We start from the raw sequence: 18406 nt of genomic DNA, 5'->3' as shown, positions 1-18406 counted from the left end.
ACGCCGCTCAGTAGATCCTTGCGGATCGGCTGGCGGCGTTTTGCTTTTTATTCTGTCTCAACTCTGGATGTTTCATGAAGCAACTCACCATTCTGGGCTCGACCGGCTCGATTGGTTGCAGCACGCTGGACGTGGTGCGCCATAATCCCGAACACTTCCGCGTAGTTGCGCTGGTGGCAGGCAAAAATGTCACTCGCATGGTAGAACAGTGCCTGGAATTCTCTCCCCGCTATGCTGTAATGGACGATGAAGCGAGTGCGAAACTTCTTAAAACGATGCTACAGCAACAGGGTAGCCGCACCGAAGTCTTAAGTGGGCAACAAGCCGCTTGCGATATGGCAGCGCTTGAGGATGTTGATCAGGTGATGGCAGCCATTGTTGGCGCAGCTGGCCTGTTACCTACGCTTGCTGCGATCCGCGCGGGTAAAACCATTTTGCTGGCCAATAAAGAATCACTGGTCACTTGCGGACGTCTGTTTATGGACGCCGTAAAGCAGAGCAAAGCGCAATTGTTACCGGTCGATAGCGAACATAACGCCATTTTTCAGAGTTTACCGCAACCTATCCAGCATAATCTGGGATACGCTGACCTTGAGCAAAATGGCGTGGTGTCCATTTTGCTTACCGGGTCTGGTGGCCCTTTCCGTGAGACGCCATTGCGCGATTTGGCAACAATGACGCCGGATCAAGCCTGCCGTCATCCGAACTGGTCGATGGGGCGTAAAATTTCTGTCGATTCGGCTACCATGATGAACAAAGGTCTGGAATACATTGAAGCGCGTTGGTTGTTTAACGCCAGTGCCAGCCAGATGGAAGTGCTGATTCATCCGCAGTCAGTGATTCACTCAATGGTGCGCTATCAGGACGGCAGTGTTCTGGCGCAGCTGGGGGAACCGGATATGCGTACGCCAATTGCCCACACCATGGCATGGCCGAATCGCGTGAACTCTGGCGTGAAGCCGCTCGATTTTTGCAAACTCAGTGCGTTGACATTTGCCGCACCGGATTATGATCGCTATCCATGCCTTAAACTGGCAATGGACGCGTTCGAACAAGGCCAGGCAGCGACGACAGCATTGAATGCCGCAAACGAAATCACCGTTGCAGCCTTTCTTGCGCAACAAATCCGCTTTACGGATATCGCCGCGTTGAATTTATCCGTACTGGAAAAAATGGATATGCGCGAACCACAATGCGTGGACGATGTGTTATCTGTTGATACGAACGCGCGTGAAGTCGCCAGAAAAGAGGTGACGCGTCTCGCAAGCTGAGGATAATCCGGCTACAGAGAGTCGTGCTATTTGTTAGCGTAGGGCTTCAGTGATATAGTCTGCGCCATCTGACCATAAGTAGTTGGCTTTATAAGGTCAGGTATGCCGTGGTTTTACACGGCTTTTTTTTGTATAGGCTTCAGTATTCCTGAGTACCGTAAACCCTGTCAGGGAATAAGAAACGCGTGATGTTGTCTGCTACTCAACCACTTAGCGAAAAATTGCCAGTACATGGCTGTCGTCATGTTGCGATCATTATGGACGGCAATGGTCGCTGGGCAAAAAAGCAAGGGAAGATTCGTGCCTTTGGGCATAAAGCCGGGGCAAAATCCGTCCGCCGGGCTGTCTCTTTTGCGGCCAACAACGGTATTGAGGCGTTAACGCTGTATGCCTTTAGTAGTGAAAACTGGAACCGACCAGCGCAGGAAGTCAGTGCGTTAATGGAACTGTTTGTTTGGGCGCTCGATAGCGAAGTAAAAAGCCTGCACCGACATAACGTACGTCTGCGTATTATTGGCGATACCAGTCGCTTTAACTCGCGTTTGCAAGAACGTATTCGTAAATCGGAAGCGCTAACAGCCGGAAATACCGGTCTAACGCTGAATATTGCGGCGAACTACGGTGGACGTTGGGATATAGTCCAGGGAGTCAGGCAACTGGCTGAAAAGGTGCAGCAAGGAAACCTGCAACCAGATCAGATAGATGAAGAGATGCTAAACCAGCATGTCTGTATGCATGAACTGGCCCCTGTAGATTTAGTAATTAGGACTGGGGGGGAGCATCGCATTAGTAACTTTTTGCTTTGGCAAATTGCCTATGCCGAACTTTACTTTACAGATGTTCTCTGGCCCGATTTCGATGAACAAGACTTTGAAGGGGCGTTAAATGCCTTTGCTAATCGAGAGCGTCGTTTCGGCGGCACCGAGCCCGGTGATGAAACAGCCTGATGGGGGTCGCTTTTGCTGAAGTATCGCCTGATATCTGCTTTTGTGTTAATACCCGTCGTCATCGCGGCGTTGTTTCTGTTGCCGCCGGTGGGGTTCGCCATTGTAACGCTGGTGGTCTGCATGCTGGCAGCGTGGGAATGGGGACAGCTTAGCGGTTTTACCACTCGCTCGCAGCGAGTATGGTTGGCGGTGTTATGTGGGTTATTGTTGGCGCTGATGCTTTTTCTGTTGCCGGAATATCACCGAAATATTCATCAACCGCTGGTTGAAATCTCACTTTGGGCTTCGCTGGGTTGGTGGATTGTCGCGCTATTGCTGGTGCTGTTTTACCCAGGTTCTGCAGCAATCTGGCGTAACTCTAAAACATTGCGCATTATTTTTGGCGTGCTAACTATTGTTCCCTTCTTCTGGGGCATGCTGGCGTTACGGGCCTGGCACTACGACGAGAATCATTACAGTGGCGCAATATGGCTGCTCTATGTCATGATCCTGGTATGGGGCGCTGACTCTGGCGCATATATGTTTGGCAAATTGTTTGGTAAACATAAGCTGGCACCGAAGGTTTCTCCGGGTAAAACCTGGCAAGGCTTTATCGGTGGACTCGCGACTGCAGCAGTAATCTCATGGGGTTATGGCATGTGGGCGAATCTCGACGTCGCTCCCGTCACCTTACTCATTTGCTCTATTGTCGCAGCGTTAGCCTCAGTGCTCGGCGATCTGACCGAGAGTATGTTTAAGCGTGAAGCAGGAATTAAGGACAGCGGTCATTTAATTCCAGGACACGGTGGTATTTTAGATCGTATTGATAGTCTGACGGCTGCGGTACCGGTCTTTGCTTGCTTGTTGTTACTGGTATTCAGGACGCTTTAACGGAAGGTAATATGCTGAGTTTTCTCTGGGATTTGGCTTCGTTCATCGTTGCACTGGGTGTACTTATCACCGTGCATGAATTTGGTCATTTCTGGGTTGCCCGGCGTTGTGGTGTTCGCGTTGAGCGTTTCTCAATAGGTTTTGGCAAGGCGCTCTGGCGCCGAACTGATAAGCTAGGCACCGAATATGTCATCGCCCTGATCCCGTTGGGCGGTTATGTCAAAATGCTGGATGAGCGCGCAGAACCGGTTGTTCCGGAACTCCGCCACCATGCCTTCAATAATAAATCTGTCGGCCAACGTGCGGCGATTATTGCCGCAGGTCCGGTTGCAAACTTCATTTTTGCTATCTTTGCCTACTGGCTGGTTTTTATTATTGGTGTACCTGGCGTACGTCCGGTGGTTGGCGAAATAGCAGCCAATTCGATAGCTGCGGAAGCACAAATTGCACCAGGTACGGAACTAAAAGCCGTAGATGGTATCGAAACGCCTGATTGGGATGCCGTGCGTTTGCAGTTGGTCGATAAAATTGGCGATGAAAGCACCACCATTACGGTAGCGCCATTTGGCAGCGACCAACGACGGGATGTAAAGCTCGATTTACGTCACTGGGCGTTTGAGCCTGATAAAGAAGATCCGGTATCTTCGCTGGGGATTCGTCCTCGTGGCCCGCAAATTGAACCTGTACTGGAAAATGTGCAGCCAAACTCGGCCGCAAGCAAGGCAGGTTTGCAAGCAGGCGACAGGATCGTTAAAGTCAATGGTCAGCCCTTAACGCAGTGGGTGACCTTTGTGATGCTTGTCCGGGATAACCCGGGTAAATCCTTAGCGTTAGAAATCGAAAGACAGGGGAGTCCCTTGTCTTTGACATTAATCCCGGAGAGTAAACCGGGTAAGGGTAAAGCGATTGGTTTTGTCGGTATTGAGCCGAAAGTCATTCCTTTGCCAGATGAGTATAAAGTTGTACGCCAGTATGGGCCGTTCAACGCTATCGTCGAAGCCACGGACAAAACGTGGCAGCTGATGAAGCTGACGGTCAGTATGCTGGGAAAATTGATCACCGGTGATGTGAAACTGAACAACCTCAGTGGGCCGATCTCTATCGCCAAGGGGGCTGGGATGACAGCGGAACTCGGGGTTGTTTATTACCTGCCGTTTCTTGCGCTCATTAGCGTGAACTTAGGAATAATTAACCTGTTTCCGTTGCCCGTACTTGATGGGGGGCATCTGCTGTTCCTTGCGATCGAAAAGATCAAGGGCGGACCGGTATCCGAGCGGGTTCAAGACTTTTGTTATCGCATTGGCTCGATTCTGCTGGTGCTGTTAATGGGGCTTGCACTTTTCAATGATTTCTCTCGGTTATGAGAGTTAGTTAGGAAGAACGCATAATAACGATGGCGATGAAAAAGTTGCTCATAGCGTCGCTGCTGTTTAGCAGCGCCACCGTATACGGTGCTGAAGGATTCGTAGTGAAAGATATTCATTTCGAAGGCCTTCAGCGTGTCGCCGTTGGTGCGGCCCTCCTCAGTATGCCGGTGCGCACAGGCGACACGGTTAATGATGAAGATATCAGTAATACCATTCGCGCTCTGTTTGCTACCGGCAACTTTGAGGATGTTCGCGTCCTTCGTGATGGTGATACCCTTCTGGTTCAGGTAAAAGAACGTCCGACCATTGCCAGCATTACTTTCTCCGGTAACAAATCGGTGAAAGATGACATGCTGAAGCAAAACCTCGAGGCTTCTGGCGTGCGTGTGGGCGAATCCCTCGATCGCACCACCATTGCCGATATCGAGAAAGGTCTGGAAGACTTCTACTACAGCGTCGGTAAATATAGCGCCAGCGTTAAAGCTGTCGTGACCCCGCTGCCGCGCAACCGTGTTGACCTCAAGCTGGTGTTCCAGGAAGGTGTGTCAGCTGAAATCCAGCAAATTAACATTGTTGGTAACCATGCTTTCACCACCGACGAACTGATCTCTCATTTCCAATTGCGTGACGAAGTGCCGTGGTGGAACGTAGTAGGCGATCGTAAATACCAGAAACAGAAACTGGCAGGCGACCTTGAAACCCTGCGCAGCTACTATCTGGATCGCGGTTATGCTCGTTTCAACATTGACTCTACCCAGGTCAGTCTGACGCCAGATAAAAAAGGTATTTACGTCACGGTGAACATCACCGAAGGCGATCAATACAAGCTTTCTGGCGTTGAAGTGAGCGGCAACCTTGCCGGGCACTCCGCTGAAATTGAGCAGCTGACTAAGATCGAGCCGGGCGAGCTGTATAACGGCACCAAAGTGACCAAAATGGAAGATGACATTAAAAAGCTTCTTGGTCGCTATGGTTATGCCTATCCGCGCGTACAGTCGATGCCTGAAATTAACGATGCCGACAAAACCGTTAAATTACGCGTGAACGTTGATGCGGGTAACCGTTTCTACGTGCGTAAGATCCGTTTTGAAGGTAACGATACCTCGAAAGATGCCGTCCTGCGTCGCGAAATGCGTCAGATGGAAGGTGCATGGCTGGGGAGCGATCTGGTCGATCAGGGTAAGGAGCGTCTGAATCGTCTGGGCTTCTTTGAAACTGTTGATACCGATACCCAACGTGTTCCGGGTAGCCCGGACCAGGTTGATGTAGTCTACAAGGTGAAAGAACGTAACACCGGTAGCTTCAACTTCGGGATTGGTTACGGTACTGAAAGTGGCGTGAGCTTCCAGGCTGGTGTGCAACAGGATAACTGGTTAGGTACGGGTTATGCTGTTGGTATCAACGGGACCAAAAACGATTACCAGACCTATGCTGAACTGTCGGTAACCAACCCGTACTTCACCGTAGATGGCGTAAGCCTCGGTGGTCGTCTCTTCTATAATGACTTCCAGGCAGATGACGCCGACCTGTCCGACTATACCAACAAGAGTTATGGTACAGACGTGACGTTGGGCTTCCCGATTAACGAATATAACTCGCTGCGTGCAGGTCTGGGTTATGTACATAACTCCCTGTCCAACATGCAGCCTCAGGTTGCGATGTGGCGTTATCTGTACTCTATGGGTGAACATCCGAGTACCTCTGATCAGGATAACAGCTTCAAAACGGACGACTTCACGTTCAACTATGGTTGGACCTATAACAAGCTTGACCGTGGTTACTTCCCGACAGATGGTTCACGTGTCAACCTGACCGGTAAAGTGACCATTCCGGGATCGGATAATGAATACTACAAAGTGACGTTAGACACGGCGACTTATGTGCCGATCGATGACGATCACAAATGGGTTGTTCTGGGTCGTACCCGCTGGGGTTATGGTGATGGTTTAGGCGGCAAAGAGATGCCGTTCTACGAGAACTTCTATGCCGGTGGTTCCAGCACCGTGCGTGGCTTCCAGTCCAATACCATTGGTCCGAAAGCAGTTTACTTCCCGCATCAGGCTAGTAATTATGATCCGGACTATGATTACGAATGTGCGACTCAGGACGGCGCGAAAGACCTGTGTAAATCGGATGATGCTGTAGGCGGTAACGCTATGGCGGTTGCCAGCCTCGAGTTCATCACCCCGACGCCGTTCATTAGCGACAAGTATGCTAACTCGGTTCGTACTTCCTTCTTCTGGGATATGGGTACCGTTTGGGATACAAACTGGGATTCCAGCCAATATTCTGGATATCCGGACTATAGTGATCCAAGCAATATCCGTATGTCTGCGGGTATCGCATTACAATGGATGTCCCCATTGGGGCCGTTGGTGTTCTCCTACGCCCAGCCGTTCAAAAAGTACGATGGAGACAAGGCAGAACAGTTCCAGTTTAACATCGGTAAAACCTGGTAAGTGTTCTCCACAAAGGAATGTAGTGGTAGTGTAGCGATGACTTTAGGCGATCAATATAAGATCGCCGGGCCACGCAAAGAACTGCACCCTCCGGTGCAAATGGGATGGTAAGGAGTTTATTGTGAAAAAGTGGTTATTAGCTGCAGGTCTCGGTTTAGCACTGGCAACTTCTGCTCAGGCGGCTGACAAAATTGCAATCGTCAATATGGGCAGCCTGTTCCAGCAGGTAGCGCAGAAAACCGGTGTTTCTAACACGCTGGAAAATGAGTTCAAAGGCCGTGCCAGCGAACTGCAGCGTATGGAAACCGATCTGCAGGCTAAAATGAAAAAGCTGCAGTCCATGAAAGCGGGCAGCGATCGTACCAAACTGGAAAAAGACGTGATGGCTCAGCGCCAGACTTTTGCTCAGAAAGCGCAGGCTTTTGAGCAGGATCGCGCTCGTCGTTCCAACGAAGAACGCGGCAAACTGGTTACTCGTATCCAGACTGCTGTGAAATCCGTTGCCAACAGCCAGGATATCGATCTGGTTGTTGATGCAAACGCCGTTGCTTACAACAGCAGCGATGTAAAAGACATCACTGCTGACGTACTGAAACAGGTTAAATAAGTAATGCCTTCAATTCGACTGGCTGATTTAGCGCAGCAGTTGGATGCAGAACTACACGGTGATGGCGATATCGTCATCACCGGCGTTGCGTCCATGCAATCTGCACAAACAGGTCACATTACGTTCATGGTTAACCCAAAATACCGTGAGCATTTAGGCTTGTGCCAGGCGTCCGCGGTTGTCATGACCCAGGACGATCTTCCTTTCGCGAAAAGTGCCGCGCTGGTAGTGAAGAACCCCTACCTGACTTACGCGCGCATGGCGCAAATTTTAGATACCACGCCGCAGCCCGCGCAGAACATTGCACCCAGTGCGGTGATCGACGCGACGGCGAAGCTGGGTAACAACGTATCGATTGGCGCTAACGCGGTGATTGAGTCCGGCGTTGAACTGGGCGATAACGTGATTATCGGTGCCGGTTGCTTCGTAGGTAAAAACAGCAAAATAGGTGCAGGTTCGCGTCTCTGGGCGAACGTAACCATTTACCATGAGATCCAGATCGGTCAGAATTGCCTGATCCAGTCCGGAACAGTGGTAGGCGCAGACGGCTTTGGTTATGCCAACGATCGGGGTAACTGGGTGAAGATCCCGCAGATTGGTCGCGTAATTATTGGCGATCGCGTGGAGATCGGCGCATGTACTACCATCGATCGCGGCGCGCTGGATGACACTGTTATTGGCAATGGTGTGATCATTGATAACCAGTGCCAGATTGCACATAACGTCGTGATTGGCGACAATACGGCGGTTGCCGGTGGCGTCATTATGGCGGGAAGCCTGAAAATTGGTCGTTACTGCATGATCGGCGGAGCCAGCGTAATCAACGGGCATATGGAAATATGCGACAAAGTGACGGTTACGGGCATGGGTATGGTGATGCGTCCCATCACTGAACCAGGCGTCTATTCCTCAGGCATTCCGCTGCAACCCAACAAAGTCTGGCGCAAAACCGCTGCACTGGTGATGAACATTGATGACATGAGCAAGCGTTTGAAATCGCTTGAGCGCAAGGTTAATCAACAAGACTAACGTTCCATCTTTTGTTCGCCAAACTTTACGGCCTGTCTCATTCTTACGATTGCGGCAGGCCGTGTTATTATTGTCGTTTCTTATATTTTGACAGGAAGAGTATCTTGACTACTAACACTCATACTCTGCAGATTGAAGAGATTTTAGAACTTCTGCCGCACCGTTTCCCGTTCTTACTGGTGGATCGCGTGCTGGATTTTGAAGAAGGTCGTTTTCTGCGCGCAGTAAAAAATGTCTCTGTCAATGAGCCATTCTTCCAGGGCCATTTTCCTGGAAAACCGATTTTCCCGGGTGTGCTTATTCTGGAAGCAATGGCACAGGCAACAGGTATTCTGGCGTTTAAGAGCGTAGGAAAACTGGAACCGGGCGAGCTGTACTACTTCGCTGGTATTGACGAAGCGCGCTTCAAGCGCCCGGTCGTGCCAGGCGATCAAATGATCATGGAAGTCACTTTCGAAAAAACGCGCCGCGGCCTGACCCGTTTTAAAGGGGTTGCTCTGGTCGACGGTAAAGTAGTTTGCGAAGCAACGATGATGTGTGCTCGTAGCCGGGAGGCCTGATACGTGATTGATAAATCCGCCTTTGTGCATCCAACCGCCATTGTGGAAGAGGGCGCATCGATTGCCGCCAATGCTCACATTGGTCCTTTTTGTATCGTTGGACCCCATGTCGAAATTGGTGAGGGTACCGTACTGAAATCTCACGTTGTCGTGAATGGTCATACTAAAATTGGCCGCGACAATGAGATTTATCAGTTCGCCTCCATCGGCGAAGTCAACCAGGATCTTAAATATGCTGGCGAACCGACCCGTGTGGAAATCGGCGATCGTAACCGCATTCGCGAAAGCGTCACCATTCATCGTGGCACAGTCCAGGGCGGTGGATTGACGAAGGTGGGCAGCGACAACTTACTGATGATCAACGCGCACATTGCGCACGATTGTACGGTAGGTAACCGCTGCATCCTCGCCAACAACGCAACGCTGGCGGGTCATGTATCGGTAGACGACTTCGCGATCATCGGCGGCATGACCGCAGTCCATCAGTTCTGCATCATTGGTGCGCACGTGATGGTTGGCGGCTGTTCCGGTGTGGCGCAGGACGTCCCTCCTTATGTCATTGCGCAGGGTAACCACGCAACGCCGTTCGGTGTCAACATCGAAGGGCTGAAGCGCCGCGGATTCAGCCGTGAGGCGATTACCGCTATCCGCAATGCGTATAAGCTGATTTATCGCAGCGGTAAAACGCTCGATGAAGTGAAACCGGAAATTGCTGAACTGGCGGAAACATATCCGGAAGTAAAAGCGTTTACCGATTTCTTTGCACGCTCAACGCGCGGTCTGATTCGTTAATGACTGAACAGCGTCCATTAACGATTGCCCTGGTCGCCGGAGAAACCTCCGGCGATATCCTGGGGGCCGGTTTAATCCGTGCTCTGAAAGAACGTGTGCCCAACGCTCGCTTTGTTGGCGTTGCCGGGCCACGAATGCAGGCCGAAGGCTGCGAAGCCTGGTACGAAATGGAAGAGTTGGCGGTGATGGGCATTGTTGAAGTGCTCGGTCGTCTGCGTCGCTTACTGCATATTCGTGCCGATCTGACAAAGCGTTTTGGCGAACTGAAGCCAGATGTTTTTGTCGGCATTGATGCACCTGACTTCAATATTACCCTCGAAGGTAATCTTAAAAAGCAGGGTATCAAAACCATTCATTACGTCAGTCCGTCCGTCTGGGCGTGGCGACAGAAACGCGTTTTCAAAATAGGCAGAGCCACCGATCTGGTGCTCGCATTTCTGCCTTTCGAAAAAGCGTTTTATGACAAATACAACGTGCCGTGCCGTTTTATCGGTCACACCATGGCTGATGCCATGCCGTTAGATCCAGATAAAAATGCCGCCCGTGATGTGCTGGGGATCCCTCACGATGCTCACTGTCTTGCGTTGCTGCCGGGAAGTCGTGGTGCGGAAGTGGAGATGCTGAGTGCCGATTTCCTGAAAACGGCCCAGCTTTTGCGTCAGACATATCCCGATCTCGAGATCGTGGTGCCGCTGGTGAATGCCAAACGCCGCGAGCAGTTTGAGCGTATTAAAGCTGAAGTCGCACCGGACCTTGCTGTTCATCTGCTGGATGGAATGGGCCGTGAGGCGATGGTCGCCAGTGATGCGGCGCTACTGGCGTCGGGTACGGCAGCCCTGGAGTGCATGCTGGCGAAATGCCCGATGGTGGTGGGATATCGCATGAAGCCTTTTACCTTCTGGCTGGCGAAGCGGCTGGTGAAAACCGAGTATGTCTCGCTGCCAAATTTGCTGGCGGGCAGAGAGTTAGTCAAAGAGTTATTGCAGGAAGAGTGTGAGCCGCAAAAACTGGCTGCGGCGCTGTTACCGCTGTTGGCGAATGGGAAAACCAGTCACGCGATGCACGATACCTTCCGTGAACTGCATCAGCAGATCCGCTGCAATGCCGATGAGCAGGCGGCACAAGCCGTTCTGGAGTTAGCACAATGATCGAATTTGTTTATCCGCACACGCATCTGGTTGCGGGTGTGGATGAAGTCGGACGCGGGCCGTTAGTTGGCGCGGTCGTCACCGCTGCGGTGATCCTTGACCCGGCGCGCCCGATTGCCGGGCTGAATGATTCCAAAAAGCTGAGCGAAAAACGCCGTCTGGCGCTCTGCGAAGAGATCAAAGAGAAAGCGTTGAGCTGGAGTCTGGGCCGCGCGGAACCCCACGAAATCGACGAGCTGAATATTTTACACGCGACCATGCTGGCGATGCAGCGCGCCGTCGCGGGGCTGCATATTGCGCCAGAATATGTGTTGATTGATGGTAACCGCTGCCCAAAATTACCGATGCCTGCGATGGCAGTGGTGAAAGGCGATAGCCGCGTACCGGAAATCAGTGCCGCGTCTATCCTGGCGAAAGTCACGCGCGACGCTGAAATGGCGGCGCTGGATATTGTTTTCCCGCAATATGGTTTTGCCCAGCACAAAGGGTATCCAACTGCTTTTCATCTGGAAAAACTGGCTGAATATGGCGCGACTGAATATCATCGTCGTAGCTTTGGGCCTGTCAAACGCGCACTGGGACTTGCGTCCTGATTCTTGTGTCGAGATTAAGTAAACCGGAATCTGAAGATGTCTGAACCACGTTTCGTACACCTGCGGGTGCATAGCGACTACTCGATGATCGATGGCCTGGCCAAAACCGCGCCGCTGGTAAAAAAGGCGGCGGCGTTGGGTATGCCAGCACTGGCGATCACCGATTTCACCAACCTTTGCGGTCTGGTGAAGTTCTACGGAGCGGGACATGGCGCAGGGATTAAGCCCATCGTCGGGGCAGATTTTAATGTCCAGTGCGACCTGCTGGGTGATGAGTTAACCCACCTGACGGTGCTGGCGGCGAACAATATCGGCTATCAGAATCTGACGTTGCTGATCTCAAAAGCGTATCAGCGCGGGTACGGTGCCGCTGGGCCTATCATCGATCGCGACTGGCTTATCGAATTAAACGAAGGGCTGATCCTCCTTTCCGGCGGGCGCATGGGCGACGTCGGGCGCAGTCTTTTGCGTGGTAACAGCGCGCTGGTAGATGAGTGCGTTGCGTTTTATGAAGAGCACTTCCCGGATCGCTATTTTCTCGAACTGATCCGAACCGGCAGGCCGGACGAAGAAAGTTATCTGCACGCGGCAGTGGAACTGGCGGAAGCGCGCGGTTTGCCCGTCGTGGCGACCAATGACGTGCGCTTTATCGACAGCAGCGACTTTGACGCGCACGAAATCCGCGTCGCGATCCATGACGGCTTTACTCTCGACGATCCCAAACGCCCGCGTAATTATTCGCCGCAGCAATATATGCGCAGCGAAGAGGAGATGTGCGAGCTGTTTGCCGACATCCCCGAAGCCCTTGCCAACACTGTTGAGATCGCCAAACGCTGTAACGTGACTGTGCGTCTGGGTGAATACTTCCTGCCGCAGTTCCCGACCGGGGACATGAGCACCGAAGATTATCTGGTCAAGCGTGCAAAAGAAGGCCTGGAAGAGCGTCTGGCATTTTTATTCCCTGACGAGGAAGAACGTCTTAAGCGTCGCCCGGAGTATGACGAGCGTCTGGATACTGAACTTCAGGTTATCAACCAGATGGGCTTCCCGGGTTACTTCCTCATCGTTATGGAATTTATCCAGTGGTCGAAAGATAACGGCGTACCGGTAGGGCCAGGCCGTGGTTCTGGTGCAGGGTCACTGGTGGCTTACGCGTTAAAAATCACCGACCTCGATCCGTTGGAATTTGACCTGCTGTTCGAACGTTTCCTTAACCCGGAACGTGTCTCCATGCCTGACTTCGACGTTGACTTCTGTATGGAAAAACGCGACCAGGTTATCGAACACGTGGCAGATATGTACGGCCGTGATGCGGTATCGCAGATCATCACCTTCGGTACAATGGCGGCAAAAGCGGTGATCCGCGACGTAGGCCGCGTGCTGGGGCATCCGTACGGCTTTGTCGATCGTATCTCGAAACTGATCCCGCCAGATCCGGGGATGACGCTGGCGAAAGCGTTTGAAGCCGAGCCGCAACTGCCGGAAATCTACGAAGCGGACGAAGAAGTTAAGGCGCTGATCGACATGGCGCGCAAACTGGAAGGGGTCACCCGTAACGCTGGTAAGCACGCCGGTGGGGTGGTTATCGCGCCGACTAAAATTACCGATTTTGCGCCGCTTTATTGCGATGAAGAGGGCAAACATCCGGTCACCCAGTTTGATAAAAGCGACGTTGAATACGCCGGACTGGTGAAGTTCGACTTCCTTGGTTTGCGTACGCTCACCATCATCAACTGGGCGCTGGAGATGATCAACAAGCGGCGGGCGAAGAATGGCGAGCCGCCGCTGGATATCGCCGCCATCCCGCTGGATGACAAGAAAAGTTTCGACATGCTGCAACGCTCGGAAACCACGGCGGTGTTCCAGCTTGAATCGCGCGGCATGAAGGACCTGATCAAGCGTCTGCAACCTGACTGCTTCGAAGATATGATCGCACTGGTGGCACTGTTCCGCCCCGGCCCGTTGCAATCAGGGATGGTGGATAACTTTATCGACCGTAAACATGGTCGCGAAGAGATCTCCTATCCGGATGTGCAGTGGCAGCATGAAAGCCTGAAACCGGTACTGGAGCCAACCTACGGCATCATCCTGTATCAGGAACAGGTCATGCAGATTGCCCAGGTGCTTTCTGGTTATACCCTCGGTGGCGCGGATATGCTGCGTCGTGCGATGGGTAAGAAAAAGCCGGAAGAGATGGCCAAGCAGCGTTCTGTATTTGCTGAAGGCGCAGAAAAGAACGGGATCAACGCCGAACTGGCGATGAAAATCTTCGACCTGGTGGAGAAATTCGCTGGGTACGGGTTTAACAAATCGCACTCCGCGGCCTATGCTTTGGTGTCATATCAAACGTTATGGCTGAAAGCGCACTATCCGGCGGAGTTTATGGCGGCAGTAATGACCGCCGATATGGACAACACCGAGAAGGTGGTGGGCCTGGTGGATGAGTGCTGGCGGATGGGGCTGAAAATCCTGCCACCAGATATAAACTCCGGTCTTTACCATTTCCACGTCAACGACGACGGCGAAATCGTGTATGGTATTGGCGCGATCAAAGGGGTAGGTGAAGGTCCGATTGAGGCGATCATCGAAGCCCGTAATAAAGGCGGCTATTTCCGTGAACTGTTTGATCTCTGCGCCCGTACAGACACCAAAAAGTTAAACCGGCGAGTGCTGGAAAAACTGATCATGTCCGGGGCGTTTGACCGTCTTGGGCCACACCGCGCGGCGCTGATGAACTCGCTGGGCGATGCGTTAAAGGCGGCTGATCAACACGCGAAAGCAGAAGCCATCGGTCAGGCTGATATGTTCGGCGTGCTGGCAGAAGAGCCGGAACAAATTGAACAATCCTACGCCAGTTGCCAACCGTGGCCGGAGCAGGTGGTGTTAGATGGGGAACGTGAAACGTTAGGTCTGTACCTGACGGGACACCCTATCAACCAGTATTTAAAAGAGATTGAGCGTTATGTCGGAGGCGTAAGGCTGAAAGACATGCACCCGACAGAACGTGGTAAAGTCACCACGGCTGCGGGGCTCGTTGTTGCTGCGCGGGTTATGGTCACCAAGCGCGGCAATCGTATCGGTATCTGCACGCTGGATGACCGTTCCGGGCGGCTGGAAGTGATGTTGTTTACTGACGCCCTGGATAAATACCAGCAATTGCTGGAAAAAGACCGCATACTTATCGTCAGCGGACAGGTCAGCTTTGATGACTTCAGCGGTGGGCTTAAAATGACCGCTCGCGAAGTGATGGATATTGACGAAGCCCGGGAAAAATATGCTCGCGGGCTTGCTATCTCGCTGACGGACAGGCAAATTGATGACCAGCTTTTAAACCGACTCCGTCAGTCTCTGGAACCCCACCGCTCTGGGACAATTCCAGTACATCTCTACTATCAGAGGGCGGATGCACGCGCGCGGTTGCGTTTTGGCGCGACGTGGCGTGTCTCTCCGAGCGATCGTTTATTAAACGATCTCCGTGGCCTCATTGGTTCGGAGCAGGTGGAACTGGAGTTTGACTAATACAGGAATACTATGAGTCTGAATTTCCTTGATTTTGAACAGCCGATTGCAGAGCTGGAAGCGAAAATCGATTCTCTGACTGCGGTTAGCCGCCAGGATGAGAAACTGGATATTAATATCGATGAAGAAGTGCATCGTCTGCGTGAAAAAAGCGTAGAACTGACGCGTAAAATCTTCGCCGATCTCGGTGCATGGCAGATTGCGCAACTGGCACGCCATCCACAGCGTCCTTATACCCTGGATTACGTTCGCCTGGCCTTTGATGAATTTGACGAACTGGCTGGCGACCGCGCGTATGCAGACGATAAAGCTATCGTCGGGGGTATCGCCCGTCTCGATGGTCGTCCGGTGATGATCATTGGTCATCAAAAAGGTCGTGAAACCAAAGAAAAAATTCGCCGTAACTTTGGTATGCCAGCGCCAGAAGGTTACCGCAAAGCACTGCGTCTGATGCAAATGGCTGAACGCTTTAAGATGCCCATCATCACCTTTATCGACACCCCGGGGGCTTATCCTGGCGTGGGCGCAGAAGAACGCGGTCAGTCTGAAGCCATTGCACGCAACCTGCGTGAAATGTCTCGCCTTAGCGTACCGACTATCTGCACCGTTATCGGTGAAGGTGGTTCTGGCGGCGCACTGGCGATTGGCGTGGGCGATAAAGTGAATATGCTGCAATACAGCACCTATTCCGTTATTTCGCCGGAAGGTTGCGCGTCCATTCTGTGGAAGAGCGCCGACAAAGCACCGCTGGCGGCTGAAGCGATGGGGATCATCGCTCCGCGTTTGAAAGAACTGAAACTGATTGACTCCATCATCCCGGAACCGCTGGGCGGCGCTCACCGTAACCCGGAAGCGATGGCGGCGTCTCTGAAAGCGCAACTGCTGGCGGATCTGGCCGATCTCGACGTGTTAAGCACTGAAGATTTAAAAAATCGTCGTTATCAGCGTCTGATGAGCTACGGCTACGCGTAATCAGCAAATGTTCTGAAAAGGGTCACTTCGGTGGCCCTTTTTTATCGCCACGGTTTGAGCAGGCTATGATTAAGGAAGGATTTTCCAGGAGGAACACATGAATATCATTGCCATTATGGGACCGCATGGCGTCTTTTATAAAGATGAGCCCATCAAAGAACTGGAGTCGGCGCTGGTGGCGCAAGGTTTTCAGATTATCTGGCCACAAAACAGCGTTGATTTGCTGAAATTTATCGAACACAACCCACGAATATGCGGCGTGATTTTTGACTGGGATGAATACAGTCTCGATTTATGTAGCGATATCAATCAACTTAATGAATATCTCCCGCTTTATGCCTTCATCAATACTCACTCGACGATGGATGTCAGCGTGCAGGATATGCGGATGGCGCTCTGGTTCTTTGAATATGCGCTGGGGCAGGCAGAAGATATCGCCATTCGTATGCGTCAGTACACCAACGAATATCTCGATAACATTACCCCGCCATTCACTAAAGCCTTGTTTACTTATGTCAAAGAGCGGAAGTACACCTTTTGTACGCCGGGGCATATGGGTGGCACCGCGTATCAGAAAAGCCCGGTAGGCTGTCTGTTTTATGATTTTTTCGGCGGGAATACCCTCAAGGCGGACGTCTCTATTTCGGTAACCGAGCTAGGTTCGTTGCTCGACCACACCGGGCCACATCTGGAAGCGGAAGAGTACATCGCACGGACTTTCGGCGCGGAACAGAGTTATATCGTCACCAACGGAACATCGACGTCGAACAAAATTGTGGGTATGTACGCCGCGCCATCCGGCAGTACGCTGTTAATTGACCGCAACTGCCATAAATCACTGGCGCATCTGTTGATGATGAACGATGTAGTGCCGGTCTGGCTGAAACCGACGCGTAATGCGTTGGGGATTCTGGGTGGGATCCCGCGACGAGAATTTACCCGCGACAGTATCGAAGAGAAAGTCGCTGCTACCACGCAGGCACAATGGCCGGTTCATGCGGTGATCACCAACTCAACCTATGATGGCTTGCTCTACAACACCGACTGGATCAAACAGACGCTGGATGTCCCCTCGATCCACTTCGATTCCGCCTGGGTCCCGTATACTCATTTTCATCCGATCTATCAGGGCAAAAGTGGTATGAGTGGCGATCGGGTGGCAGGAAAAGTTTTCTTCGAAACGCAATCGACCCACAAAATGCTGGCGGCGTTGTCGCAGGCATCACTGATCCACATTAAAGGTGAGTACGACGAAGAGGCGTTTAATGAAGCCTTTATGATGCATACCACCACTTCGCCCAGTTATCCCATTGTTGCTTCGGTTGAGACAGCGGCGGCGATGCTGCGTGGTAATCCGGGCAAACGGCTGATTAACCGTTCAGTAGAACGAGCGCTGCATTTTCGCAAAGAGGTCCAGCGGCTGCGGGAAGAGTCTGACAGCTGGTTTTTCGATATCTGGCAACCGCCGCAGGTGGATGAAGCCGAATGCTGGCCCGTTGCGCCTGGCGAACAGTGGCACGGCTTTAACGATGCGGATGCCGATCATATGTTTCTCGATCCGGTTAAAGTCACTATTTTGACACCGGGGATGGACGAGCAGGGCAATATGAGCGATGAGGGGATCCCGGCGGCGCTGGTGGCAAAATTCCTCGACGAACGTGGGATCGTAGTAGAGAAAACCGGCCCTTATAACCTGCTGTTTCTCTTTAGTATTGGTATCGATAAAACCAAAGCAATGGGATTATTGCGTGGGTTGACGGAATTTAAGCGCTCTTACGATCTCAACCTGCGGATCAAAAATATGCTGCCCGATCTCTATGCAGAAGATCCCGATTTTTATCGCAATATGCGTATTCAGGATCTGGCGCAAGGCATCCATAAGCTGATTCGTAAACACGATCTTCCCGGTTTGATGTTGCGGGCATTTGATACTTTGCCGGAGATGATCATGACGCCACATCAGGCATGGCAACGACAGGTTAAAGGCGAAGTAGAAACCATTGCGCTGGAACAACTGGTCGGTAGGGTATCGGCAAATATGATCCTGCCTTATCCGCCTGGCGTACCGCTACTGATGCCTGGAGAAATGCTGACCGAGGAGAGCCGCACGGTACTCGATTTTCTGCTGATGCTCTGTTCAGTGGGCCAGCGCTACCCCGGCTTTGAAACGGATATTCACGGCGCGAAACAGGACGAAGATGGCGTTTACCGCGTACGAGTCCTAAAAATGGCGGGATAACTTGCCAGAGCGGCTTCCGGGCGAGTAACGTGC

14 protein-coding genes are annotated in these 18406 nt (G+C 52.1%); all 14 read left to right on the top strand.

Annotation, left to right across the window (positions count from 1 at the left end):
- The first annotated feature begins 74 nt into the window (after nucleotides 1-74).
- The 14 genes from ispC (at nucleotide 75) to ldcC (ending at nucleotide 18373) form a co-directional block, all read left to right on the top strand.
- Nucleotides 75-1271 (top strand): 1-deoxy-D-xylulose-5-phosphate reductoisomerase, encoded by a 1197-nt coding sequence (ispC, locus tag HEN33_RS03215; protein ID WP_032183242.1) that lies wholly within the window; start codon nucleotides 75-77, stop codon nucleotides 1269-1271.
- A 188-nt stretch (nucleotides 1272-1459) separates the two neighbouring features.
- Entirely contained in the window at nucleotides 1460-2218 is a 759-nt protein-coding gene (gene ispU, locus HEN33_RS03210) for a (2E,6E)-farnesyl-diphosphate-specific ditrans,polycis-undecaprenyl-diphosphate synthase (protein WP_001517776.1), read from the top strand.
- 12 nt (nucleotides 2219-2230) lie between these two features.
- Complete coding sequence (cdsA, locus tag HEN33_RS03205; protein WP_000922437.1) at nucleotides 2231-3088, top strand: phosphatidate cytidylyltransferase; 858 nt, start codon at nucleotides 2231-2233, stop codon at nucleotides 3086-3088.
- 11 nt (nucleotides 3089-3099) lie between these two features.
- Complete coding sequence (gene rseP, locus HEN33_RS03200) at nucleotides 3100-4452, top strand: sigma E protease regulator RseP (protein ID WP_176263084.1); 1353 nt, start codon at nucleotides 3100-3102, stop codon at nucleotides 4450-4452.
- Nucleotides 4453-4481: 29 nt separating this feature from the next.
- Entirely contained in the window at nucleotides 4482-6914 is a 2433-nt protein-coding gene (bamA, locus tag HEN33_RS03195; protein WP_001240896.1) for an outer membrane protein assembly factor BamA, read from the top strand.
- 121 nt (nucleotides 6915-7035) lie between these two features.
- Nucleotides 7036-7521: a molecular chaperone Skp gene (gene skp / locus HEN33_RS03190; protein WP_000758956.1), complete on the top strand. Its 486-nt coding sequence runs from the start codon at nucleotides 7036-7038 to the stop codon at nucleotides 7519-7521.
- A gap of 3 nt (nucleotides 7522-7524) precedes the next feature.
- A complete protein-coding gene (lpxD, locus tag HEN33_RS03185; protein ID WP_001139282.1) occupies nucleotides 7525-8550 on the top strand; it encodes a UDP-3-O-(3-hydroxymyristoyl)glucosamine N-acyltransferase in 1026 nt (341 codons plus the stop codon).
- A gap of 104 nt (nucleotides 8551-8654) precedes the next feature.
- Nucleotides 8655-9110 carry a 3-hydroxyacyl-ACP dehydratase FabZ gene (gene fabZ, locus HEN33_RS03180; protein WP_000210739.1) on the top strand — a complete coding sequence of 152 codons (456 nt, stop codon included), beginning with the start codon at nucleotides 8655-8657 and terminating at the stop codon, nucleotides 9108-9110.
- A gap of 3 nt (nucleotides 9111-9113) precedes the next feature.
- Complete coding sequence (lpxA, locus tag HEN33_RS03175) at nucleotides 9114-9902, top strand: acyl-ACP--UDP-N-acetylglucosamine O-acyltransferase (RefSeq protein WP_000565958.1); 789 nt, start codon at nucleotides 9114-9116, stop codon at nucleotides 9900-9902.
- The gene (gene lpxB, locus HEN33_RS03170) at nucleotides 9902-11050 is read left to right on the top strand and encodes a lipid-A-disaccharide synthase (RefSeq protein WP_032183243.1); all 1149 of its coding nucleotides are present in this window, start codon (nucleotides 9902-9904) and stop codon (nucleotides 11048-11050) included. The genes lpxA and lpxB overlap by 1 nt, the downstream gene beginning before the upstream one ends.
- Nucleotides 11047-11643, top strand: coding sequence for a ribonuclease HII (gene rnhB / locus HEN33_RS03165; RefSeq protein ID WP_088541423.1), 597 nt, complete (start codon nucleotides 11047-11049; stop codon nucleotides 11641-11643). The genes lpxB and rnhB overlap by 4 nt, the downstream gene beginning before the upstream one ends.
- A 36-nt stretch (nucleotides 11644-11679) precedes the next feature.
- Nucleotides 11680-15162 carry a DNA polymerase III subunit alpha gene (gene dnaE, locus HEN33_RS03160; protein WP_001294736.1) on the top strand — a complete coding sequence of 1161 codons (3483 nt, stop codon included), beginning with the start codon at nucleotides 11680-11682 and terminating at the stop codon, nucleotides 15160-15162.
- Between the two features lie 12 nt (nucleotides 15163-15174).
- On the top strand, nucleotides 15175-16134 hold the full coding sequence (gene accA, locus HEN33_RS03155; protein ID WP_000055746.1) for an acetyl-CoA carboxylase carboxyl transferase subunit alpha: 960 nt from the start codon (nucleotides 15175-15177) through the stop codon (nucleotides 16132-16134).
- 97 nt (nucleotides 16135-16231) lie between these two features.
- Nucleotides 16232-18373 carry a lysine decarboxylase LdcC gene (gene ldcC / locus HEN33_RS03150; protein WP_176263083.1) on the top strand — a complete coding sequence of 714 codons (2142 nt, stop codon included), beginning with the start codon at nucleotides 16232-16234 and terminating at the stop codon, nucleotides 18371-18373.
- Nucleotides 18374-18406 lie beyond the last annotated feature (33 nt).

Source organism: Escherichia sp. 94.0001, from assembly GCF_013369155.2.
Taxonomy (GTDB): Bacteria; Pseudomonadota; Gammaproteobacteria; order Enterobacterales; family Enterobacteriaceae; genus Escherichia; species Escherichia coli_F.
Note: the sequence above shows the minus strand (reverse complement) of the source record. Positions and strands in the feature narration are given on the sequence as shown.

Coding starts and splice junctions, on each gene's coding strand:
- ispC (WP_032183242.1), top strand. CDS start 75: ATGAAGCAACTCACCATTCTGGGCTCGACCGGCTCGATTGGTTGCAGC.
- ispU (WP_001517776.1), top strand. CDS start 1,460: ATGTTGTCTGCTACTCAACCACTTAGCGAAAAATTGCCAGTACATGGC.
- rseP (WP_176263084.1), top strand. CDS start 3,100: ATGCTGAGTTTTCTCTGGGATTTGGCTTCGTTCATCGTTGCACTGGGT.
- bamA (WP_001240896.1), top strand. CDS start 4,482: ATGGCGATGAAAAAGTTGCTCATAGCGTCGCTGCTGTTTAGCAGCGCC.
- lpxD (WP_001139282.1), top strand. CDS start 7,525: ATGCCTTCAATTCGACTGGCTGATTTAGCGCAGCAGTTGGATGCAGAA.
- lpxB (WP_032183243.1), top strand. CDS start 9,902: ATGACTGAACAGCGTCCATTAACGATTGCCCTGGTCGCCGGAGAAACC.
- rnhB (WP_088541423.1), top strand. CDS start 11,047: ATGATCGAATTTGTTTATCCGCACACGCATCTGGTTGCGGGTGTGGAT.
- dnaE (WP_001294736.1), top strand. CDS start 11,680: ATGTCTGAACCACGTTTCGTACACCTGCGGGTGCATAGCGACTACTCG.
- accA (WP_000055746.1), top strand. CDS start 15,175: ATGAGTCTGAATTTCCTTGATTTTGAACAGCCGATTGCAGAGCTGGAA.
- ldcC (WP_176263083.1), top strand. CDS start 16,232: ATGAATATCATTGCCATTATGGGACCGCATGGCGTCTTTTATAAAGAT.